The 20927-nt window shown below is 56.3% G+C and carries 23 protein-coding genes and 1 riboswitch; of the genes, 6 read left to right on the forward strand and 17 right to left on the reverse strand.

What is annotated here, in order from left to right; all coding sequences use genetic code 11:
- Window positions 1–116 precede the first annotated feature (116 nt).
- Window positions 117–290: a hypothetical protein gene (locus tag I6E42_RS06295; RefSeq protein ID WP_235371080.1), complete on the reverse strand. Its 174-nt coding sequence runs from the start codon at window positions 288–290 to the stop codon at window positions 117–119.
- 475 nt (window positions 291–765) lie between these two features.
- Window positions 766–864, forward strand: a riboswitch (glycine riboswitch).
- A 114-nt stretch (window positions 865–978) separates the two neighbouring features.
- On the opposite strand from I6E42_RS06295, the gene I6E42_RS06300 reads away from it, so the two are divergent.
- Together I6E42_RS06300 and I6E42_RS06305 are read left to right on the forward strand one after the other, a co-directional pair.
- Window positions 979–2382 carry an alanine/glycine:cation symporter family protein gene (locus I6E42_RS06300; RefSeq protein ID WP_235371081.1) on the forward strand — a complete coding sequence of 468 codons (1404 nt, stop codon included), beginning with the start codon at window positions 979–981 and terminating at the stop codon, window positions 2380–2382.
- 87 nt (window positions 2383–2469) lie between these two features.
- Complete coding sequence (locus I6E42_RS06305) at window positions 2470–2667, forward strand: DapH/DapD/GlmU-related protein (protein WP_412761288.1); 198 nt, start codon at window positions 2470–2472, stop codon at window positions 2665–2667.
- 107 nt (window positions 2668–2774) lie between these two features.
- Here I6E42_RS06305 and I6E42_RS06310 read toward each other — a convergent pair whose 3' ends face one another.
- Window positions 2775–3389: a hypothetical protein gene (locus tag I6E42_RS06310; RefSeq protein WP_235371082.1), complete on the reverse strand. Its 615-nt coding sequence runs from the start codon at window positions 3387–3389 to the stop codon at window positions 2775–2777.
- A gap of 464 nt (window positions 3390–3853) precedes the next feature.
- On the opposite strand from I6E42_RS06310, the gene rlmD reads away from it, so the two are divergent.
- Window positions 3854–5482, forward strand: coding sequence for a 23S rRNA (uracil(1939)-C(5))-methyltransferase RlmD (gene rlmD / locus I6E42_RS06315; protein ID WP_235371083.1), 1629 nt, complete (start codon window positions 3854–3856; stop codon window positions 5480–5482).
- Between the two features lie 601 nt (window positions 5483–6083).
- On the opposite strand, the gene I6E42_RS06320 is transcribed toward rlmD, so the two are convergent.
- The 14 genes from I6E42_RS06320 to I6E42_RS06385 form a co-directional block, all read right to left on the reverse strand.
- The gene (locus tag I6E42_RS06320; RefSeq protein ID WP_235371084.1) at window positions 6084–6515 is read right to left on the reverse strand and encodes a hypothetical protein; all 432 of its coding nucleotides are present in this window, start codon (window positions 6513–6515) and stop codon (window positions 6084–6086) included.
- A 13-nt stretch (window positions 6516–6528) separates the two neighbouring features.
- Window positions 6529–7731: a recombinase family protein gene (locus I6E42_RS06325; protein ID WP_235371085.1), complete on the reverse strand. Its 1203-nt coding sequence runs from the start codon at window positions 7729–7731 to the stop codon at window positions 6529–6531.
- 200 nt (window positions 7732–7931) lie between these two features.
- Window positions 7932–8402, reverse strand: coding sequence for a DUF4411 family protein (locus I6E42_RS06330; protein ID WP_235371086.1), 471 nt, complete (start codon window positions 8400–8402; stop codon window positions 7932–7934).
- Window positions 8396–9196: an ImmA/IrrE family metallo-endopeptidase gene (locus tag I6E42_RS06335; RefSeq protein WP_235371087.1), complete on the reverse strand. Its 801-nt coding sequence runs from the start codon at window positions 9194–9196 to the stop codon at window positions 8396–8398. The genes I6E42_RS06330 and I6E42_RS06335 overlap by 7 nt, the downstream gene beginning before the upstream one ends.
- 18 nt (window positions 9197–9214) lie before the next feature.
- The gene (locus I6E42_RS06340) at window positions 9215–10609 is read right to left on the reverse strand and encodes a hypothetical protein (protein ID WP_235371088.1); all 1395 of its coding nucleotides are present in this window, start codon (window positions 10607–10609) and stop codon (window positions 9215–9217) included.
- A 94-nt stretch (window positions 10610–10703) separates the two neighbouring features.
- Complete coding sequence (locus I6E42_RS12825) at window positions 10704–11069, reverse strand: GyrI-like domain-containing protein (RefSeq protein ID WP_328284086.1); 366 nt, start codon at window positions 11067–11069, stop codon at window positions 10704–10706.
- Window positions 10982–11173 carry a PspC domain-containing protein gene (locus I6E42_RS06350; RefSeq protein ID WP_235371089.1) on the reverse strand — a complete coding sequence of 64 codons (192 nt, stop codon included), beginning with the start codon at window positions 11171–11173 and terminating at the stop codon, window positions 10982–10984. Before I6E42_RS06350 ends, I6E42_RS12825 begins: the two co-directional genes overlap by 88 nt.
- Window positions 11174–11422: 249 nt before the next feature.
- A complete protein-coding gene (locus tag I6E42_RS06355; RefSeq protein WP_235371090.1) occupies window positions 11423–11926 on the reverse strand; it encodes a GNAT family N-acetyltransferase in 504 nt (167 codons plus the stop codon).
- Complete coding sequence (locus I6E42_RS06360) at window positions 11926–12669, reverse strand: response regulator transcription factor (RefSeq protein ID WP_235371091.1); 744 nt, start codon at window positions 12667–12669, stop codon at window positions 11926–11928. The genes I6E42_RS06355 and I6E42_RS06360 overlap by 1 nt, the downstream gene beginning before the upstream one ends.
- Complete coding sequence (locus I6E42_RS06365; RefSeq protein ID WP_235371103.1) at window positions 12666–13961, reverse strand: sensor histidine kinase; 1296 nt, start codon at window positions 13959–13961, stop codon at window positions 12666–12668. The genes I6E42_RS06360 and I6E42_RS06365 overlap by 4 nt, the downstream gene beginning before the upstream one ends.
- A gap of 248 nt (window positions 13962–14209) precedes the next feature.
- Window positions 14210–14542, reverse strand: coding sequence for a DUF3795 domain-containing protein (locus tag I6E42_RS06370; RefSeq protein ID WP_235371092.1), 333 nt, complete (start codon window positions 14540–14542; stop codon window positions 14210–14212).
- A gap of 14 nt (window positions 14543–14556) precedes the next feature.
- Entirely contained in the window at window positions 14557–15174 is a 618-nt protein-coding gene (locus I6E42_RS06375; protein ID WP_235371093.1) for a methyltransferase family protein, read from the reverse strand.
- A 14-nt stretch (window positions 15175–15188) separates the two neighbouring features.
- Window positions 15189–15755 (reverse strand): GyrI-like domain-containing protein, encoded by a 567-nt coding sequence (locus tag I6E42_RS06380; RefSeq protein ID WP_235371094.1) that lies wholly within the window; start codon window positions 15753–15755, stop codon window positions 15189–15191.
- A gap of 469 nt (window positions 15756–16224) precedes the next feature.
- The gene (locus tag I6E42_RS06385) at window positions 16225–16458 is read right to left on the reverse strand and encodes a hypothetical protein (RefSeq protein WP_235371095.1); all 234 of its coding nucleotides are present in this window, start codon (window positions 16456–16458) and stop codon (window positions 16225–16227) included.
- Between the two features lie 298 nt (window positions 16459–16756).
- On the opposite strand from I6E42_RS06385, the gene I6E42_RS06390 reads away from it, so the two are divergent.
- From I6E42_RS06390 to I6E42_RS06400, 3 genes are all read left to right on the forward strand, one after another.
- The gene (locus I6E42_RS06390) at window positions 16757–17269 is read left to right on the forward strand and encodes a hypothetical protein (RefSeq protein ID WP_235371096.1); all 513 of its coding nucleotides are present in this window, start codon (window positions 16757–16759) and stop codon (window positions 17267–17269) included.
- Window positions 17270–17437: 168 nt separating this feature from the next.
- The gene (locus I6E42_RS06395; RefSeq protein WP_235371097.1) at window positions 17438–19012 is read left to right on the forward strand and encodes a GGDEF domain-containing response regulator; all 1575 of its coding nucleotides are present in this window, start codon (window positions 17438–17440) and stop codon (window positions 19010–19012) included.
- An 18-nt stretch (window positions 19013–19030) separates the two neighbouring features.
- The gene (locus I6E42_RS06400; RefSeq protein ID WP_235371098.1) at window positions 19031–19861 is read left to right on the forward strand and encodes an MBL fold metallo-hydrolase; all 831 of its coding nucleotides are present in this window, start codon (window positions 19031–19033) and stop codon (window positions 19859–19861) included.
- Between the two features lie 144 nt (window positions 19862–20005).
- On the opposite strand, the gene I6E42_RS06405 is transcribed toward I6E42_RS06400, so the two are convergent.
- Window positions 20006–20927 (reverse strand): methylenetetrahydrofolate reductase (locus tag I6E42_RS06405; protein WP_235371099.1); only part of this gene is annotated, 922 nt, incomplete at its 5' end.

The following is a 20927-nucleotide window of genomic DNA, read 5'->3' on the forward strand; positions in this document are numbered from 1 at the left end:
CTTGCCGGGAAGAAAAAAGAGCAAATTGTAAACTTTCCGCAGAGGGAAGACGGGTGGCAGGGATAGAAAGAGGCCCTGTCCGCCTCAACGGACGGACAGGGCGGCGAGACAGCAGCTCAAAAAGGTACCCGCATGCACAGGCCGGAACCGTAGTCCCGTACCCAGATAGAGGAGGTGTAGCCTGCGGTGCCGTTGGCGGGGAAGCAGTAGGTGCTCCGGCGGCTGCCGGCACTCTGGCTTCCGCCGGTCAGGCTGCGGGTAAGATTGGCGATCATATTCGTAATTTGCATCGGTTTGATCCTTTCTCTTCCGGCACGGATAGGAAAGGCGCTGTGTGCCGGGAAGCAGCCGCGGGAAGCGGCCGTGATGGCCTGAAACCTCTCAGGTCGCTTGGATTTTAGCATTGGGAGGGGGGAGCGTCAATGGCGATATTTCATAAAAAATGAAGCAAAAATGCAAGTTTCAGTCCGAAAACAAACAAGAAGGAAAAGTAAAATCTGGGTTAAAACAGGAAAATTTGTGTAAAAGTGAGATGTTGGGGCGGATATTTTGCAAGACACTGGTAAAAGTACATCAAAACGAACGGACTGGGGTGTCCACACTGGATGAATTACCGTCCGCCGGGGGTTGACAAAGCCGGGCGGCTGTGATATGGTATGTTTCACAACTGAATAGGACAGACGAAGCGCGCAGGAAAACAGCGGTGGACCGCTTGCCGAAGGAGTAACACTCTCAGGTGTCTTGCCCAAGACGAGGACTGTGCGCGGATGTAACTCTGGAGAAGCTCAATGACGAGTGCCGAAGGTGCAAAGCGGGACGAGGATGACCCGCCAATCTCTCAGGCAAAAGGACAGAGGCAAGAAAACCGGCTTTCGCCGGGCGTTTCGCACGTCCGGGGAGAGGCGTTTCTTCCGTTCGATTCGGACCATGGAGCTTGCTCCGCGGTCCGATTTTTTGTTTGAGGAGAGGAAGTTTGTCATGTTAGCATCCCTGGAAAACGTACTTTACCCCGTAGTCGCCAATATCAACACCTATTTGTCCAACTATATCCTGGTCTTTCTGCTCATCGGCGTGGGCCTGTGGTACAGCATCCGCACCCGCTTTGTGCAGGTGCGCTGCTTCGGTGAGGGCATGAAGAAGGTCTTCGGAAACCTGTCCCTCCACGGCGGACGGCAGGAGAGTGGTATGACCTCCTTCCAGGCCCTGGCCACCGCCATCGCCGCCCAGGTGGGCACCGGCAACATCGTGGGCGCCTCCGGCGCCATTCTCACCGGCGGTCCCGGCGCCATCTTCTGGATGTGGGTCATCGCCTTCTTCGGCATGGCCACCATCTACGCCGAGGCCACCCTGGCCATCAAGACCCGCGTCACCGATGAGGAGGGCAATATCCACGGCGGCCCCGTCTACTACATCACCACCGCCTTCAAGGGCGCCTTCGGCAAGTTCCTGGCCGGCTTCTTCGCCGTGGCTATCATCCTGGCCCTGGGCTTCATGGGCTGCATGGTCCAGTCCAACTCCATCGGCTCCACCTTCCAGACCGCCTTCGGCATCCCCTCCTGGATCGTGGGCGTGGTCCTGGTGGTCATCTGCGGCTTCATCTTCCTGGGCGGCGTCCAGCGCCTGGCCGCTGTGACGGAGAAAGTGGTCCCTGTCATGGCCGCCATCTTCCTAGTAGGCGGCCTGGTGGTGCTGATCGCCCGGATCCAGTACCTGCCCGCCACCTTCGCCATGATCTTCAAGTACGCCTTCCAGCCCCAGGCCATCATCGGCGGCGGCTTCGGCTACGCCATCAAGACCGCCATCAGCCAGGGCGCCAAGCGGGGCCTGTTCTCCAACGAGGCCGGCATGGGCTCCACCCCCCACGCCCACGCTCAGGCCAACGTCACCGATCCCCATGACCAGGGCGTGGTGGCCATGATCGGCGTGTTTATGGACACCTTCGTGGTGCTGACCCTCAACGCTCTGGTCATCATCTCCACCCTGTACACCCCCGACGGCATCCTGGCCACCGGTGCCATCCCCGAGGGCATCGGCAAGGCCAACCTGGCCCAGACCGCCTTCGGCACCGTCTTCGGCTCCAGCCTGGGCGCCGCGTTTGTGGCCATCTGCCTGTTCTTCTTCGCCTTCTCCACCGTGCTGAGCTGGAACCTGTTCGGTAAGATCAATACCATCTACCTGTTCGGCAAGAAGTCTGTGGTGGTCTACTCTGTCATCGCCCTGGTGTTCATCTTCCTGGGCACCGTGATGAGCAACGACCTGGTGTGGGAGCTGACCGACATGTTCAATAACCTGATGGTCATTCCCAACGCCATTGCCCTGTTCGCCCTGACCGATATGGTGGTCAAGTCCACCCACGGCGTGGGTGATCAGCTGAAGAAGTAAGCGGCCGGGCAGAAGACAGAATAAAAACCGCAGGGGCGGGACCGTGGGTCCCGCCCTTGTTTGTTGTTGGGGATCATGGGACCGCATGTGGATTACTCCAGGATCGCCTCCGCCCCCATCGTCATCAAGGACCGGGCGTGGCTCGGCTTCAATGCGATCATCTTGAAAGGTGTTACCATCGGAGATGGCGCTGTGGTAGGCGCGGGCAGCGTGGTGACAAAGGACGTTCCGGACTATGCCGTGGTGGGAGGAAACCCGGACAAGATTTTGAAATATGCCAAATAAAGCCGTGGAGAAGGACTGAAAATCCGATTCCGGCTTAGATAGGATACCATAGAAAACGGCCGCACATCGGGCGGCCGTTTTCTGCGGAATGGACGGTCTGGAGACGCTCAGCCTACCTTGCTCCCGCCCCACTCCACAACAGTGAAGCCAGACCGCTCCGGCGCGGTCAGGACCTGGGGCTCCACCTCCACGGGGGACTCCAGAGGCTTCCAGGCCATAAAGACCCGCAGCAGGATGTCGGGGGCCGGGGTGACGGACAGCCGGGCGTGGCTGGTGTAGGCCTCCCCCTGGAAGGAGATCAGGTTGTAGGGATTGCTCTCCAACTGAGGCAGCCAGTAGACAATGAACTCGTTGGCCTCCCGGCGGGTCAGGCCCAGCTGGGCCAGGGCGTCCTCCAGAAAGGCGGCGATGTCCGCCCCTGCCACGCAGAAGCCCTGGGAGAAATCGTAGCGGGTGCGGTCAACTCCCTCCCAGTAGAGGTAGTTGTACTCTTTTCCCGCCCCGTCGGTCAGGGTGCCGTCAGGAGCGGCGATCACGGTCCAGCTCCCTTCATAGGAGGGGTAAGTGCAGGTCAACTGGCCATCATAGTCCAACTCCACCGTCACCAGGGTCTCCTCCTCCGGGTAGAGGTAGATGACGGGTTTGTAGGCCTCCTGGGTACAGCCGCACAGAGCCAGAAGGCAGGCAAGGACCAGCAGCAGGGGAAGAAGTGATTTCTTCATGGGCAAATCGCTCCTTTCTTTTTCTAATATCTAATCAATAATTTTTTTATTATAATGCGTACTGAACAAAGCCGCAAGCCTTGAAAGCCAAGTATTTCAAGGCCAATTGGCTTTGTTCAAGTGCAAGGATTTCGGGCAAAACTGTCCAAAATCCTTGCACCTTCCGCTGGAGCGCCTCAGCGTTCCAGCGGAAATACGCATTGTAACAATGTCTAAATTTCACAAAAACAGCTAGAATTAGCTGTTTTTGCGAAATTGCGCGGCGCTTGCCGCGCGAATCAACCGCTTTGCGGTTTATTCAGTAAACATTATTATAACATAGACGGGAATATTCTATCCAGGTTGCGGATAAGGATAACATTTTCAAGAAAATTTCTGGGGCGGAGAGCTCCGCGGCTTTTACCTTTACCAAAAAGGGGGAATGTGGTATGATGGCAGCAGAAAAAATGGGAAGGACGTGCCCCATGGCTGATTGGAGAAAAAATACCGTCCACACTCTGGACATCACCGGCTACACCACCGAGGGGATGGGGGTGGCCCGGCTGGAGGGCCGGGTGGTCTTCATCCCCCACACCATCCGGGGGGAGCAATGGCGGGTCCGGCTGGAAAAGGTGAATAAAAAGGTGGCCTGGGGCCGGGGGGTGGAGCTGTTGGCCCCCTCCCCGGAGCGGCGGGAGCCTGACTGTCCCCTGATGGGCCGGTGCGGCGGCTGCCAGTTCCGGCACATGACCTACGCCGAGGAGCTGGAGGCCAAGGGCCAGCGGGTAGCCGACGCCCTGGAACGGGTGGGCGGGGTCCATCTGGACCTGCCACCGGTGCTGGGGGCGAAGGCCCCACTGCGCTACCGCAATAAGGTCCAGTTTCCCGTGGCCGAGGGAAAACGGGGACTGGCCGTGGGCTACTACCGGCCCCGGAGCCACGATGTGCTGGACGCGGAGGACTGCCTGCTCCAGCCGGAGGCGGTCACCGCCCTGCGCCGGGCCTTCAAAGACTGGATGGCGCGGTATGGCGTCCCCGCCTACCGGGAGGAGGACGGCTCCGGTCTGGTCCGCCACCTCTACGTCCGGACCAACAGCCGGGGGGAGTCCCTGTGCTGCGTGGTGGTCAATGGGGAAGGGGCACCCTTCGGCGGCGAGCTGGTGGAGGCTCTGCGGAAGGCCCACGGGGGTCTGGCCGGGGTGGTGCTGAATTTCAACACCCGGGATACCAACGTGATCCTGGGCACGGAATACCAGACCCTGTGGGGCCGGGACTGGCTGGAGGAGGAGCTCTGCGGCCTTACCTTCCGGCTGTCGGTGCCCTCGTTCTTCCAGATCAACCGTGCCCAGACGGAACGGCTCTACGGCGTGGCCCTGGATTTTGCCGGCCTGACCGGGGAGGAGCGGGTGCTGGACCTGTACTGCGGGATCGGCACCATCTCGCTGGCGCTGGCCAAGCGGGCCAAATCGGTCATCGGGGCGGAGATCGTCCCCCAGGCCATCGAGGACGCAAAGGAGAACGCCCGGCGCAACGGCATCGGCAACGCGGAGTTTTTCTGCGGCGACGCGGGGGCGGTGGCCCGGAAGCTGGCGGAGGAGGGCGCGCGGCCCCAGGTCATCACGGTGGACCCGCCCCGGAAGGGACTGGGCCCCGAGGTGCCGGCCATTCTGGCCTCCATGGCTCCGGAGCGCATTGTCTATGTCTCCTGTGACCCGGCTACCCTGGCCCGGGACGTGAAACGGCTGGAGGACCTGAACTACCGGGCGGTGCGCGCCCAGGGAGTGGACCTGTTTCCCCGCACAGCCCATGTGGAGACGGTGGTCCTCTTGTCACGGGAAACAAATCCACTGACGGTTGAAGTCAGAATGGAAGTGGAAACCGGCGAGGTCAAGGAGCATCCGTCCTATAAGCGTATTCAGGAATATGTGCAGGAGAAGTACGGCTTCAAAGTCCATACTGCATATATTGCAGAGGTCAAGCGCATGGTCGGATTGGATATGCACAAAGCGCCGAACGCTGTGGAGCAGAGGAAGCATGAGTATCATCCATGCCCGCCTGAAAAGGTCGAGGCAATTAAGGATGCTCTGCGGCATTTCGGCTTAATTGCTGAGTAACGTCACTGTGAGGCAGTAAAAATGCCTTATTAAAACTGGAGATAGTGAGAACAGTGAAATCCTTTCTCCCTGCATGAAAAAAGCACATCAGAAAGCAAAGCACGGCAGAGCGTATACGGTACGCCTTTGGATGTGGAATTTTACGGCATAGAGCATTTTTACACCATTTGGCAAAATGCGAAAGTGCTTCTTGCAAACAGAGCATTGTTTTACCCGCTGAAATCGCTGTAATGAGGAGAAGCCCAGCATCACGTCAAACGGCGCGTGCTGGGCTTCTTTTTGTTGCGTCTCGGGGCTTTTTTTGGAGGATAATCCCTCCTGTGTGCCATTTGTTTTTCTATGCCGTGTTGACATACTGCGCTCTACCTATCACGGTAACTGTACGTTCTCGGAACAAAAATGAACACGTTTTCTCTGTATAGGGAGAAAGCCGGAGAGGAATAAGAGGGTAAGTGCAGGCTGTGGGAACGGTGTGTAAACCACTTTCGGTTTTCCACGGTTTCCATAGCCGCAGCGAGGGAGAAAAGGGAGAGGTGGCTTTCTCGCTCAGGTGGCTTGCCGCCGCTCTTTGGCTCTCCCTTTTCTCCCTGAGTATCAGGGGTTATTCTGCGTCATTGCTCGGCGTAACAGGGCGAAAATCTTCCTGAACACCTTCGTTCAGATCAAAACACATGGTTTTTGCGTCAGCAACCCAGAAGCCACGCACCCTATACCGCTTTCCGGGAATATAGTCCTCACCCGTAACAGCCCGCAGTGGGTCAAGCAGGTTCTTGTTGGAAATTGTTACGACACCCTTCTGTTCTCCCTTCGGCTTGGAGAACTTAAATCCCTTCGGCTCGTTGCTCTTGCACATACGGATCGCAAACACCTTCGCCTTTGCATCCATTAGGCACAGGACATAGGCGGGATAACCCAAGTCCTCAAGCACCTTCTTGGTGAAGGTCACGCCATTCTGGTTCAGGAACATATCAGGGTAGGCGTTGATGTTGGAATCAATGGTTTCAAAGTTCAAAGCGGAAAAATCAAAGTTCATAGTAAAAATCCTTTCATTTCATTGTGTTTTGCGCCTCATCCACGATTTTCATAAACTCCTGACGTTCCATAAAAGACCATCGGGAGTCCATGATCAGATAGCCCTTGAAAAGACCATCTTTCACGCGGTATGCGACAAAGTGATTGCTTAGACGGCGCAATGTAGCCCGTTTTGCCGTGCTGTGCCGCTCCAACAGCAGTTTTTGTACCTTTATCCAATCCTCTTTTTTAACAATAGCTGTATGGTGATTTTCCTTGAAATACATATTCAGATCAGTGTTTTTCACTGATTTATGTGTGCGGAAATCTTTGGTATAAGTTTTCTGCATCAAGGCATCACCGCAGTATTTCTCATTTCGGAGGATGCTGCGGACAGTACCGGCAGACCAGAGATCATTTCCCATGGGAGATTTGATTCCCTGCTCTGTCAGGGCAGCGGCTATTTCCGCTGGTGTTGCTCCCTCCAAGCAGCTTTCGTAGATATACTCGACAATTCGTGCCTCGGTAGGTTCGATAACCAACCGCCCAAAGTGGTCGCGGTAGAAGCCCAACGTGTTCTGCACAGAGAACTTGTAAATGCCCTCCGCCATACGCCAGCGAATACCTGCTTTAATGGCCTCACTCTTTTGTTGGGATTCCATTTCAGCCAGAGCAGCCAATAGTGAGATCAGGAGGTTATTCCGTCCATCACCGGTATAGGTAATTCCCTCGGTCTCAAACTCAACGGAAACAGGGGGATTCAGCGCGGAAAGCGTTCGCAGATTATCCAGAATATCCACGATATTCCTACCAAAACGGCTGATGCTTTTCGTGAGGATCAAGTCAATTTTTCCGTCCACCGCGTCGGCAATCATTTTCTGAAAGCCCAGACGCTTTTCTACGGTAGTTGCACTTATCCCTTCATCTTGATAGATTTCAACCAGTTCCCATTGCGGATTGGCTTCAATTCTCTTGGTAAAATGATGAATCTGCATATCGAAACTGCCAACCTGTTGTTCCTCCTGCGTACTGACGCGGCAATATGCCGCAACGCGGAGTTTGGGTGGTTCCGCTGCAATTTCTCGCCGTTTTTGCGGCGGGATGACAATGACACCATTTCCGCGCTGATTATAGGAAATCTCGTCCTGCATCTGGCGACGTTTTTGTTCTCTGCGCTCAGCTCGGCTGCTGGTCTGCCGCTCGGCCTCTATCGCTTTGGGATCAAGCGGTTTGGCCATATCCTGCCTCCTGCACCGAGAACGCAACTATTCTTTTGCGCTGCATGGGCATACCACCTCCTTTTTCAGTAAATTTTGACTTTTCACGGAATCACCACCTTATCTTCCAATATTTCTATGACATACCGAAAAATCGGGCTGCCAACATAAATAGAGGGCGGCAGAATGCCCTGCCGCCCTGGAATCAATATTCAGTTGCTTCAAAATTGCCATCCCTCACGCTCGCATAAGCCCAAAATGTCAATGCACGGAACATTCAAGCTTTTGCAGACATACGGTATTTTCTTTTCACCTTTTTTACTCTCTTCGGTGATTACTGTTAGTCCATACTTCATGGCTATGGCAATTAAGAAGGCATCTCCCGATGATTTGACTTGCTTGAAATCGATAAGTTGTGGATTAGATGTAACGACCTTTTTGACGTTATCCTGAATATCATCATCAATGGGCAGCACCACGCCATGTAATCCTATGTACCATTTTTTTAAATCGTCATCATTCACTTCTTCAATTATTTCCGAGCAGGTTACTATGCGCTTTTGCTCAATTAGCTCGTCCATGTGATGCCAAAGTGTCTTATTGATGCTTCTCCGATGTGGTTCATCATCTTTTTGTGAAAGGATCGAAGATGTGTCTATGATATATTTGGGTTCAGAATCATGATTCACCATTTCGATACCTCCCACATAAATTTTTCTATATGGTTCTGTTTTACGCCGAGATAGCGAGATATATCCTGCTTGTCAAAGTAACCCTCTCGATAACCATGAAAGAATGCCCGGCATAATGCAGGGCTATTCTGGTCAATAGCCTCACGCGGAATATTCCTAGGAATACCTTTACCAGTTAGCTTTCTATATTCCTGTGCAGCCTTTCGCTCGTTTTCAAACTGTGATCTTATTGCGGCTATCAGCATCGCATACTTAGGTTGTCCAATTTTCCCAGAATCCAGTAAACGGCGACAAATAACTTCCTTACTTACTGAAAACTTATCCGCTAGTGATGAAACAACGTCCAAATCTATTTCTGATTGCGTATAGCTGCCAAGCTGTTTGTTCAGATTTACCCGGGGTACAAGAACTTCTCCAGCAACCGCGTTGCAAAAGACTTCCTCCGCCTGTGCGGAAAATGAGTCAATCATGTCATTACAGATAACCGAACTTCGCTTAATCAGGTGGACAAGTTCATGAATAATCGAAAATGTTTTAGCCGGGTATCGATCATCATTATTAAGCCCGATAATTGGCATTGTGGTGTCGTATATGGCAAATCCACGGGCAACCTCAGTATCTACGCCGGTAAAGCAATGCACAAATACACCGGCATTCTCGACAACATTGCGAATGTATAAATAGAACTGCCTTGTGCTCTGGCATTTATATTGCACATTTGAATCAATACCAAGACTATTTCTGATTTCTCGTGCCCATTGGATAACATTATTTATGCGAGCATATATATACATAGGTGGAACCACCTCCTCTTACAGTGCCTTTATCGTTTCCACAAACTGGCTCATGCTGACAGCTCCCGGCAGGAGATTTTCTCCATCCCTGAACACCATGTAATAACGGTACTGGCTCCCGGCGGCAGTCCGCCACGCGCGTCCCAATTCAATCTTTTCCCGGCTGTCATCGTTTTTCAGATGCTCGCCCTTGGTTTCTGCAAAGATAATCTTGCCGCTCTGGGTCATAATCATAATGTCCGGGTAGTGCTTGATATAGCCGTTGATGGCAAAGCCATGTCGGGATAGGTTGCGGTGCCACCAGCGAACATTCGGAAGGGCGGTCAGCTCCATGATCAAATCCTGTTCCAGCTTGTTGATGTCGCCATCCTCGGCTTCATACAAAGAACCTCCGTATATGTCTGTGCTGGTCGTGGGATGAATAACTGTCGGCAGCCGATAGGACGGCTGGCATACAATGCGTTCGGTTTCCAGCCATTTTGCAAAAGTTTCCCGATAATGTGCATCCAGCAGGGATTCAATCTTTTCCTTGATTTTCTTGGCATATCCCAGCGGAGCCTTCTCCATAGCGGCGATCTGTGCCTTGTCCATATCATCAACGATGCGGTTTATGTAGGATTTCAGTTCGGCAGCGTCCACCATGTTCAGCTTATTGAGTTGATTGAACATCATGTCCTTGCATTGGCGCACACGGCTTTCAGGCGGAAGGTTCTTGAAGTATTCCTTGAAATACCGCTGTTCTGCACTGGTCATTTTGAACACCTTGGGCAATCCGCCCTCGTTTGCCCGCACATCGACCTCGGCAATCTCATCATCAGCTGCGGCAAAATCAATGTCGTATGCCTTACCTTTCAGCGTGAAGCCTTCGGCGAGCTGTTCTTTTTCAAGCAGTTCCAGCGTACCTTCCGTAAACAGGGTATCGGGGATCACCTGGAAAAATTGAGGGATCACAAGAGTTTCAAGGTCACTCTGGAATTGAGGACGAACACGGAAAGTAGCCAATTGTTCCCGCACCTCCCAAGGAAGATTCTGAATCTGCGGATCATCCTGCCCCTGTTTTACGGCGTTGTTGTACGCTTCACCGGCTTTATTGGCATCATCCAGCATACTGTCAGCTTTCGGGGTAATTTCTGAGGATTTTTCCTCTTCCCGGCGGCGTTCCAGTTCTGCCCCGATGGATTTCCCATCCAGCCCTGCAAAATCGTCCTGCTCCGTTTCCGAAGGGGCTTCCGTATCGGAAACTCCTTGCAGTTCGGTAATGTCGATCTGCACCGGGGGCTGCTCCGAGACCTGGGGCTTCACAGGTTCGGCCAGACGATAATCCTTGTCGCTGAATCCTGCACTGTTCAATCCCTTGATGATGTGCTGCACGGTAGTGTTAAAATCGTTGGAGGAAGTCAGCACATAGGACATAACTTGCCGAACACGAAGCGGACACGCCGCACAGGCTACGGCGTGCCCTTCATTGTTTTCCAACTGGATCGATGCGTTTGCCAGAATGGGAGAGTCAAGAGGAACTATTCCGCTTTTTTCTGACCGGCACCTGGATTTCCGACAGCCACTGGCTCTCATCCTCCTTGTTCCAGACCCCGTCGATATAGCTCTCCCGGATCTCACCGGCGATCTCGTACCCGTTTTCCTCGATATGCCGCAGCACGGTTTCGTAGGATTCCGAAAATGTCCGGTAGGAACCCCTGTGAAAAACGCAGGCCGCCTGAATTTCAGGGAAGGTTTTGAACCGCAGCCCGCCGGCGGTTTTCTCCCTTGATATTCCGCCCCTTTTGTTCAGACTAGTGGGCTGCGGGGGATGATAATCGCGGCAATGATGTAGGCCAGTATGCCGTGGCCGCCCAGGGCGCAGAACAGCACCCAGCCCAGCCGTACCAGCGTGGGGTCAATGCCGAAATACTCCCCGATCCCGCCGCAGACTCCGTCTATCATCCTGTTCTCGTTGGATTTATGCAGTCTCCGATTCATAATCAGCTTCCCTTTTCTGTTCAAGTTGATTTCAAGCGGTTTCCGAATTCCGTTCCTTTTTACATCCCTATTCTACCGGTGCGCCTCCGTTTCCGATAGGCAGGTTTTTCAGCCGTTTGTGTCAGTTTTTCAGATGTCACAAAGCAAAGAAAAACAGGAAACAGTCATCCGGTCAGACTGTTTCCTGTTTCATTCGACCATGGGGGAGATGCGCCGCCATCTGGCGCTGGCCGGGGATCATTGGGATCTTCAGGATGGCAATGCCAGCTTTTGCGGTGATACAGTTGTGCCAGCGGGCACAAAACGATGCTTCAAAACAAACTGCTGCACCGGACTTCCGAATTCTTCGGTAAGGGCCCCTTCTCGAAAACCCAACCGTTGATAAAAGGCTCTGGCCGCGATCCCTTCTGGTACACCCTCCCGATAGGTGGTGACGGTCACGTCCCGTTCAGGGTCCAGCTCCGGCAGCGACAGGGCCACCATACTTTCCGCGATATGCTGTCTGCGGAATTCCGGCAAAACGGCAAGAAAGCACAGCTCGTTTTCCTTCCGGGAAAACAGCAGCGCACCCACAACGCGGCCCTTTTCCACTGCGCAGATTGCCTCCCTGCGGGCGATGAATTCCATCACCGTGTCTCTGTGTGCGGCCAGCGCTTCCGGCGTTTCCAGCCCCGGAAAGGCGTCTCTCACGGACTGCACCAGAGTCATCCAGCCGGACGGATCACTGTCGTTTGCAAATCGGATCTCCATCATCACTGCCCCTTCTCCAAAAAGTCCCGCCGGTACTGGGAGGGCGTGACGCCCTCGGTCTTTTTGAACACTTTGGTAAATATCCGGTAATCGGCATAGCCGGAACGCTCCGACACCTCCGCGATGGACAGGGGGGTGGTCAGCAGGAGCTTTTTCGCCTGCTCCATGCGGATGTTGGTCAGATAAGCCAGGAAGTTGACGCCGATCTCGCTTTTGAACAGCTGACTGATATACTGGGCGCTGAGATGGAACTGATCCGCCAGCACGGACAGGCTGATCGCCTCGGCCAGATGCTCCTGCAGGTACCGGGTGATGCCATGGATCGTCCGCTCCTCCTGCGGGACATCCTGCCGGGAGGTGCGGCGCTGGAACAGGGCGATCTTCAGATTGTCAATGCAGGTGCCGAACTCCTCATAGTTTACAGGCTTGAGGATATAGTCGGTGATCTGGAGCCGCAGCGCTTCCCGGCAGTAGGAAAAATCGTCGTAGCCGGACACGATGACAAAGGCGGTGTCCGGGTGCTTGAGCCGGGACATCTGAATGACCTTCAGCCCGTTCATGATGGGGATATTGATGTCCATAATGGCGATGTCCGGCTGGAGGCTGTCGATCTTTGTCAGCGCCTCCATGCCGTCGGCGGCTTCCCCCACCATCTCGCAGTCATGCCCTTCCCAGTCAAACAGCCGCTTGAAGCCCTCCCGGATCATGATCTCATCATCCACCAAAAGTACGCGCAGTTTCTTCATTTCAGGTCCTCCTTCAGGGGCAGCAGGATGTGGGCGGTCACGCCGCCCGTCTCGTTTTCCGTATAGGACAGGCCGTATTCCCTCCCGCAGAGCAGCTTGATCCGCTTCTGCACATTCAGAATACCGATGCTGTTGCCGCTGAGCTTCGGCGGCTGCTTGGCGTAGGAGCGCAGCATTTCATCAACGGCTGCTTTTCTGCCCCCGGCAAAGCCGCTGCCTGTATCCCGGACGCAGATCTCCAGCCTGCCGTCGCCGGAGCGCCCTGCGGAAATGGACACCTCGCCCCGGTAGCCCTTGTTTTTCAGGCCGTGGAGCAGGCTGTTTTCCACAATGGGCTGCAGGATGAAGTTGGGCACTTGGGCGCCGCCCAGATCCGGGTCAATGTCATATTCGCAAACCAGCTCGGGGTAGCGGCAGCACATCAGTTCCATGTAGGCTTCCAGCAGCTCCATTTCGTCGTCCAGTGTGACCATGGGGCGGTCCACCTTGACGCTGAGCTGGAAAAAGTCCACAAGCCGCATCAAAAGGCCGGCAACCTTTTTATCTCCGTTAAGCTGCGCCTGAATCCGAATGGTATCCAGGGTGTTGTAGAGAAAATGGGGGTTTACCTGGCTTTTCAGGTAGAGCATGGACATCTTCTGCTCCGTCAGCTCCGCCCGCAGCGCCTCCGGGTTTTCCAGCGTCAGGTAGAAGGACAAGGTCATCAGGGTGATGCCCATGCCGCTGATGAGCCAGGTGTGGTGTAGGCCCTGTAACACGCAGACAGTAAATTCAATGGCAAGGGCGATCCCGATGGCGGATTTTTTCTTCTTGTCGATCTGCTTCCGGTTCACGGCCAGGAGTCCGGCGCAGAGCAGCAGGTAAAAGACCACCGCCCCGTAGGGGACCAGCATATACGGCCCGGAGGAGTAGTTGCCCTCAGGGGTCACCGTATAGGAAATGGGCAGCAGGAAATTACCCAGCTCCGCCACGGCCAGAAAAATCCTGGCAGGCCAGTCCAGCCGCCGGGGCTTCCCGGTCTCCTCCTCCACCAGAATGGCGATATACTGATAGAACAGATAGATCACCAGCACCATGCTGCCCAAAAACAGCCTGTGAACGGCATCGTTCAAAAATCCCGGTACCGTCTCCAGATGATGCACCGTGTAGACTGTGATACCGTCCAGCACCAGGTGCGCCAGCGCGGTGATCAGCAGTCCGGCAAACGTTCTGTGCAGCGCCGCGTGCTCCTTCTCAGCTGAAAAATAGATATAGGCTACAAATGCCAGCACCAGAAACAGGGCGATTTCCATCCGCAGCAAAGCCATTCCCCCTTTTTATTTTAATTGTAAGGCTTCGGTCCCGGCCTGAATAGGCAGAAATTTCAGAGAAATGTGCCCATTTTATAGGTGCTTTCATCATAGCACAAAGTCATCAAAAAACAAACCGGCTCCGCGATGGCCGGCATTTGGATGCGTCCCAACAGCAGAAAGGGCTTCGCCGGTTCAAGGCGAAACCCTCTCTGTCGTAAAGCAAACCGAAAGCCATGGGACGATGCCGTTCAGCCCTTCAGGGTCCGCAGCGCTTCGGGATTGTTTGCGAGAACTGTGCCCACAGTCTGGCATTGTTCCATGTCCGGGCAGTCGCCGCAGGTTTCAACACCTTGTTTCAGCGCGCATTGACGGATGACGCAAAGGCTGTCACAGAACACCGTTTTGATCCCCTCCGCGCGACAGCCCTGACAATTGATATGCTCCGGCAGAATCGGCGCGTGATTCAACTCGGACCATGCTTTCGCGGTTTTTTCGCGCAGGGCCTGATCGTCGCGCAGGGTTGCAAGATACGCGTCGCATTTCTCACAATCCAGTCCGCAGTATGCGATCATTTTTCTCATCGCTATGTACCTCCTCAAATTCCGGTTTTTTCTTTGCGCCGCCCCAGATAACGGAGAACCCGGTGACGGTAATCCAGATATTCCGCGCCGAATACAGCGGTCAGGTAACGCTCCTCCTGCAGGATCTGCAGATGCAGCATTACGATTGCAAAAACAGTGAACATCCCGGTCAGTAAGTTGCAGTACATGAGCAGTACGCCGATATACTGCAGGTCAAAGCCCAGAAATGCCGGATTGCGGCTGTACCTGTAAATGCCGTCTGTCACAAGTTCCGTCCTGTCTTTGTCTGGGATCCCGGCCCGCCAGCTGTCCTTCATACAGATAACGGAACGCAAAAAGATCAGGTCGCCGATCATGCCGACGCAAAACCCGGTAAAGCGGGCGTTCGCGGGCAGATGGCTCCACCCGAATCCGATGGACAGCAGCTGCGCAGGGATGATGCCCAGGGTGGCAATCCCCATGAAGGTCTCAATCCTATGACTTTGTGGTTCCTTTCTGCGCCCGATCTGCATGGTTTGGATTCCGCGGCGTTTCTGCCCCCACTGTTTAACGAGATAAATGCCGTAAAACACCGCCAAAACCAACAGCGCCAGCGGGCGGTGGGGTAAGGATACTTCTAAGGGCAGCTTCATAACTGTATCTCCATTTACAGGATTCCGGTGATCATCATGGTGGAAACGATTTCAGCCGTTTGGCCCTCATTTTCTTCTTCGGGCTTACAGATCGGCACCCAGATGCCGCATTCGTAGCCGGGGCTTTGCATATCACCGGGGGAGTAGACCTCCAGCATGGCCTGGCCGTTGCCGCAGTATTTCTGCCCCTCACCCGGAAACCATTCCTGCCAGACCCGCGTGTTCAGGGCCTGCAGGGAGCCGGGCAGGGGCCCCTTGGCAGAGAACATCGCCCAATCACTTTCCGGGAAGGTGTAGAGCTTCAGCCCCTCCGGCACCTCGCCGCCCTTGTAAAGTCCGGCGATCCAGTATTCAAAGGAGCCGTCCTTCTCGTCGCAAATGGCAAACAAGCCGATACCGTTTTCGAGAATGGCCGCTTCAACCGGAGTTTCCGGTCTCATAGTCTGCCAGAGCCGCGCGTACTTCTGCGCATATTCCCTGTCCCAAAATTCGGGGCACTTCTGATAGCCCTCCTCCGGGCGGATGGAGGCAGAAAAGCCGATAAAGGTCATGGCCGGTTTGTGTTCATATGTAACATTCATTTGTGTGTCTCCTTGTTTATTTGGTTCTGTAAACTCTTTGTGCTTATTCTATAAGAGTATTCCGGCTTCATATAGGTGGTTTTTTCATCTGTATGTGTCGATTTTACAGATATTGCGCCTGCCTTTTTCAATGCGTCCGTTGTTCGTTGTCCGTCTCGTTTGCGGGGCACTCCTGATCGCCATAAACACCCAATAGATCGTCATGTCCTGATAGGCCATTTCCAACCCTGCCGTTTCGTTTCTGCGGCGATATGAAAGTCCCAGAGCTGTGGGGATTGACCCGAATCAGGGGTCAGCTGCGCATAGATCACCCCATCCTCCACGGCATAGGTTCCGCGCCAGCCCTCTGCTCCGATGTGCCAGCCCATTGCCCGTCGCTCTGGATCTCCATACTGGCGTCCCACTCTCCACAGCCGGGGGACAAGTGCAAGGAATCCGCAAATTCGACAAGGTTATTCTTCTCGCTGCCTCAATGCCACGGCCCGACCAACCCGATACTTTGCGGAACAGGTTTCTCCAACTTTTCTGCTGTGCCCTCACGGTGGGTGGAGCCGTCGCTTTGCTGCATCTCCTCAGAGCCTTCTGTATCGGTTGCTTCGGCCTGGATTTCCTGTGGGTTTTCTCCACGTTCAGGCGCTGGCCTACACGCTGCCAGCCGCAGGCACAGCGTTGCCGTCAGAAGCAATACGGTCATTCTTTTCATGCCAAATCGATCTCCCTTTACATGATCCGGTATCCGGCGTTCGTCAGTCCGAACAGAAAGTCCCCAAACAGGCTTTCCGCTTTTATGATCATTCTGCCGTTGTCAATCGCATGGAAGGACACGATTTTGTTTTCCTCCTCGATCCAAAGAAACGGTTTTACCAAGCTCAGGGAGTAACGGCTGTATTCGGTTCCTCCCGGATCGCTGCTTGGCAGCTTTTTTGGAACGCCTTCTCCCGGCCGGACAACGAATAAAAGCGAAAAAACTCCAAACAATGAGAGGGAAAGGAGAATGGAACATGGAGCTGTTTCAGGTGGTGGAGGCGGGAGAAGGCATCGAGCGGGCCATTCTGCGGACGCTGGCGGTCCGGGGCGGCGGGATGGAGCGCCATGTCACCCCCAGCCATCCCTCCCTGCTGGTGGTTTCGCCCGGGGCGGCGGCCCGGCACCTGGAGCTGCCCGGAGCCTGCCGTACCGTGCTGCTTCCCGGGGATGCGGGGGACCTGCTGGGTAGCCTTCGGGCGGCCAGCGCGGTGAGCTACGGCGCCTCCCCCAGAGACAGCCTGACCATCTCCAGCCGGGAGGGAGGACGGCTCTGGGCCGCTCTGCAGCGGGAACTGGTGACGGTGGGGGGACAGGTGGTGGAACGGCAGGAATTTCCTCTGACCCTGGCCCCCGGAACAAAGGAGCTGCCCGCTCTGGCGGCGGCGGGGGCTCTGCTGCTGCTGGGCGTGCCGCCGGAGGACCTGGGGGCGCCGGCGGGAAGAAACGGCGGTCCGGACACCGGAGAAAATGGCTTCTTTCCCGCTTGAGGGCGGTGTTAAGTGGACAGGAACGAGCGCCGTGTGCTATAATAATGCCGTACCAAACAAAACACAGCCCAGTTCCATTCCGATAAACCGCTATCTGGTTTATTTGCGCGGCCTTTCCGCCCGCAGGCCTGTCAGGCAGGGGAGAAGGCGCAGAGAGGAGAGAACCGCATGGAGACAATGAAACGGCAGAAGATCCTGGTAGTGGATGACTCGGAGATCAACCGTTCCATTCTGACGGATATCTTGGGACGAGAATTTGATATTCTGGAGGCGGAGAACGGACAGCGGGCCCTGGAGATGATACAGGACAGGGGTGGGGAACTGGCCCTGATCCTGCTGGACATCGTCATGCCGGTGATGGATGGCTTCCAGGTGCTGGAGGGGATGCGGGACAGCGGCTGGCTGGATGAGATCCCTGTGATCATCATGTTTGCGGAAAACGACTCCTCCTATGTCCGGCGCGCCTACGACCTGGGCGTGACGGAGTGCGTGGGGCGGCCTGTTGAACCCAGAGTCCTGCGGCGCCGGGTGGCCAACCTGATCATGCTGTTCGCCAAGCGGGAGCGGCTGCGGGAGATCGCGGAGGACTGGACAGAGCAGGCAGCTTCAGACGCCGCGTCCGGGGAAGGTTCTCCTGCGGGAGAGCGGGGGAGCTTTGAACCGGGGCTGCTGGCCTGGCTGGCCAAGGGAGAGAAAAAGACGGCCCAGGAGCAAGTGGACAAAGAGGTGAGCCGCTACCGGACCGCCCTGCGGAATGTACTGCGGGGGATCAACGAAGACAAGGAACTGGGCGCCTCAGACCGCACCATCCGCCTGCTCCAGCGGGAGCGGATCAAATACCGCTTTTTCGCCTCTATGACCAGGGAAATCCAGTTTGAATATGAGGCGGACACCGATGTACTTAGGGTATCGGAGTGGGGAGCCCACTATCTGGGTATCCAGGAGATCCAGGCAAATCCGGGGGGGAATCCGGCGCTGAAACGGGTCATTGGACAGCAGGCTCTGGAGGAGCTGTGCGCCATGCTGCGGAACAGCAGCCCGGGCCACCCCATGATGGAGTATAACTGTCCCGTCAACATAGGAGGCGGGCAGCGGTGGGGCAAGATCATTCTGATGGCCCTGTGGTCGGAAGACGATCCGGCGGAATACTTGGGCGCCATTGGGAAGTTTGTGGACATCCACGAGGAGCACAGCAAGATCGAAGCCCTGGAGCAGATAGCCTCCCACGACGGACTGACGGGGCTGTGGAACCAGGAGGCCGCCAGAAGGCAGATCGAGCGGCTCCTTTCGGAAAACCGGGAACGGAGTTACGCCCTGGCCGTGGTGGACCTGGACTATTTCAAGGAGGCCAACGACCGGCACGGCCACCTCTTTGGGGACCAGGTGCTCAAACATCTGGCGGACAAGCTGCGCAAGAGCATCCGCAGCACGGACCTGGCCGCCCGGGTTGGGGGCGACGAATTCCTGGTGTTCATGGAGTATACCGACCAGCTCCAGTGCCAGACGGACCGGATCTTTCGGGCCTTGTCCGGAGAGTACGAGGGCTTTCCTCTCAGCGTGAGCATGGGGCTGGCCCGGTCGGTCGAGGCGGAGGGAGGCTACGACATGCTGTTCCGCCGGGCGGATCAGGCGCTCTACGCCGCCAAACGCAGGGGACGGAACTGTTACTGCTTTTACGACGATTCCATGCGGAACATGCTGTCGGTGCTGTCCCCCATTGAAAGCGATATTCCCGTGGAGTAAGCAAGGGGAGGGGAGAATATGGGATTCCAGATCATTACCCTGATGGAAAATACCTCGCCCACAGACTGTCTGGCGGCGGAGCACGGCCTGAGTCTGCTGATACAGGGGGAGGGGCGCAGGGTGCTCTATGACACCGGAGCCAGCCCCCGTTTTCTCCACAACGCCAGAAGCATGGGTGTTGACCTCAGGGGGGTGGACGCCCTGGTGCTCAGCCACGGCCACTATGACCACACCGGCGGGGCCGCCGCCCTGCTCACAGGGGAGCTGCGGCCCCGGACCGTCTACCTGGGTCCGGATTTCTTCGGGGAGCGGTATACCACTCGGCAGGACGGCCTGCTGGACATCAGCTCCGCCCTGGAGCGGGAGACGTTGGAGCGCTCGGGAGTCCCCTGGGCTGTGGTGGGGGCGGAGCCCCTGGACCTGGGCGGAGGACTGTGGCTGGTGTCCGGCTTCGCTTCCACGGAGGAGTTGGAGCGGCCCTCGCCCCGGATGCTCCGCCGGGTGGGGGGACGGATGGTGACCGACCCCTTCACGGACGAGGTGGCGGTGGTGCTGGAGGGCCGGGAGGGCCTGACCCTGATCTCCGGCTGCGCCCATGTGGGGATCCTCAGCATGTGCGCCCGGGTATCCCGGCTCTTTGGCCGCCCGGTGACGGGCTTTGTGGGCGGGACCCATTTGATGGCCGCCGACGACGGCCGGGTCCGGTATACCTGCGGGAAGCTGCGGGAGATGGGGGTGACCCGGCTGGGCGCCTGCCACTGCAACGGTGAACGGGCCTCGGCCTACTTTGAGGAGCATTTCCCCGGATTTTTCCGCAACAACGTGGGCTCCCAAGTGGAGGTCGAATAAGACGTGCGGAGCCGTGGTGAACGCCATATCTTTTGGCTGTCCTGCAGGGGCGGCTCCGGGCCAATTTCACATGACAGGGTAAGACGATCAAAAACGCCGGCATGGTTTTTCCATGCCGGCGTTTTTTGTTCCAGTTTTGGGGGGTCAGCCCTTTTTGATCTCCTCGAGAATGCGGGTCATGAGCTGGACCCGGCGGAAGGGAGTGATGAGGTAAAGACCATCGGTGTAGGGCTCGATCTCTTTGGCGATCCGGGCGGAAATGGTGACGGCCAGGGCCTCGGCCTCCTCCTTGTCCTTCCCCTCGTACAGGTCCACGATCTCGTCGCACACCCGCATGCCGGAGATCTCATTGTTGAGGAACCAGGCGTTCCGGTGGCTGACCACGGGGAAGACGCCCCCCAGGATCTTGCCTTTCAGAGTGGCCCGGGCCAGCTTCAGGTTTTCCAGCGCCTCCGCGGAGAGAACGGGCTGGGTGAGGAAGCCGGTGACGCCGCAGGCCTCTTTGTCCTGGGCCAGAGACAGCTGCATATGGAAATTCCGGGCGTTGAGGTTCAGCGCGCCGAAGATGCGGAAGGGGGTCCGCAGGGTGGTCTCGTTGAGGCTGCTGACGAACCGGGCCAGCTTCCGGGAGTTGAAGTTGAAGACGCTTTTCACCTCGTCCCGGTCCTCGGTGGGAATGGGGTCGCCGGTGACCAGCAGCACGTTGTGTACGTCCTCCATGGACAGACCCAGCAGCAGGGCCTTGGTGGCGTTCAGGTTCCGGTCCCGGCAGGTCATATGGGGCAGGGGCTCCACCCCCAGCTCCCGCTTGACCTTACAGGCCAGCAGGCTGCTGTCCGCCCGGGGGCGGCCCACGGGGCAGTCGGCAATGGTGACGGCGTCTGCCCCGGCCTCATGGAGGGCGCTGACGCCGTCCAGGAAGAAGGACAGGTCGTCGTCGGTGGGGGGGTCCAGCTCCACGGCGATGACCCGCCGTCCGCTGTCCAGCTTGTCCGCCAGGGTGTTGGTGGCGGGCAGCTCCCGGTGCGCTTGGGCCTTCCTGGGCCGGGAGGGGGCCGCGATGGGG

It is taken from the genome of Pseudoflavonifractor phocaeensis (assembly GCF_021531815.1).
Lineage (GTDB): Bacteria > Bacillota > Clostridia > Oscillospirales > Oscillospiraceae > Lawsonibacter > Lawsonibacter phocaeensis_A.

Coding starts and splice junctions, on each gene's coding strand:
- I6E42_RS06335 (WP_235371087.1), bottom strand. CDS start 9,196: ATGTATATATATGCTCGCATAAATAATGTTATCCAATGGGCACGAGAA.
- I6E42_RS06340 (WP_235371088.1), bottom strand. CDS start 10,609: ATGTCCTATGTGCTGACTTCCTCCAACGATTTTAACACTACCGTGCAG.
- I6E42_RS06355 (WP_235371090.1), bottom strand. CDS start 11,926: ATGATGGAGATCCGATTTGCAAACGACAGTGATCCGTCCGGCTGGATG.
- I6E42_RS06365 (WP_235371103.1), bottom strand. CDS start 13,961: ATGGAAATCGCCCTGTTTCTGGTGCTGGCATTTGTAGCCTATATCTAT.
- I6E42_RS06385 (WP_235371095.1), bottom strand. CDS start 16,458: ATGAAAAGAATGACCGTATTGCTTCTGACGGCAACGCTGTGCCTGCGG.
- I6E42_RS06300 (WP_235371081.1), top strand. CDS start 979: ATGTTAGCATCCCTGGAAAACGTACTTTACCCCGTAGTCGCCAATATC.
- I6E42_RS06325 (WP_235371085.1), bottom strand. CDS start 7,731: ATGGCCAAACCGCTTGATCCCAAAGCGATAGAGGCCGAGCGGCAGACC.
- I6E42_RS06395 (WP_235371097.1), top strand. CDS start 17,438: ATGGAGACAATGAAACGGCAGAAGATCCTGGTAGTGGATGACTCGGAG.
- I6E42_RS06390 (WP_235371096.1), top strand. CDS start 16,757: ATGGAGCTGTTTCAGGTGGTGGAGGCGGGAGAAGGCATCGAGCGGGCC.
- I6E42_RS06370 (WP_235371092.1), bottom strand. CDS start 14,542: ATGAGAAAAATGATCGCATACTGCGGACTGGATTGTGAGAAATGCGAC.
- I6E42_RS06360 (WP_235371091.1), bottom strand. CDS start 12,669: ATGAAGAAACTGCGCGTACTTTTGGTGGATGATGAGATCATGATCCGG.
- I6E42_RS06375 (WP_235371093.1), bottom strand. CDS start 15,174: ATGAAGCTGCCCTTAGAAGTATCCTTACCCCACCGCCCGCTGGCGCTG.
- I6E42_RS06350 (WP_235371089.1), bottom strand. CDS start 11,173: ATGAATCGGAGACTGCATAAATCCAACGAGAACAGGATGATAGACGGA.
- I6E42_RS06330 (WP_235371086.1), bottom strand. CDS start 8,402: ATGGTGAATCATGATTCTGAACCCAAATATATCATAGACACATCTTCG.
- I6E42_RS06380 (WP_235371094.1), bottom strand. CDS start 15,755: ATGAATGTTACATATGAACACAAACCGGCCATGACCTTTATCGGCTTT.
- rlmD (WP_235371083.1), top strand. CDS start 3,854: ATGGCTGATTGGAGAAAAAATACCGTCCACACTCTGGACATCACCGGC.
- I6E42_RS06400 (WP_235371098.1), top strand. CDS start 19,031: ATGGGATTCCAGATCATTACCCTGATGGAAAATACCTCGCCCACAGAC.
- I6E42_RS06320 (WP_235371084.1), bottom strand. CDS start 6,515: ATGAACTTTGATTTTTCCGCTTTGAACTTTGAAACCATTGATTCCAAC.
- I6E42_RS06295 (WP_235371080.1), bottom strand. CDS start 290: ATGCAAATTACGAATATGATCGCCAATCTTACCCGCAGCCTGACCGGC.
- I6E42_RS06310 (WP_235371082.1), bottom strand. CDS start 3,389: ATGAAGAAATCACTTCTTCCCCTGCTGCTGGTCCTTGCCTGCCTTCTG.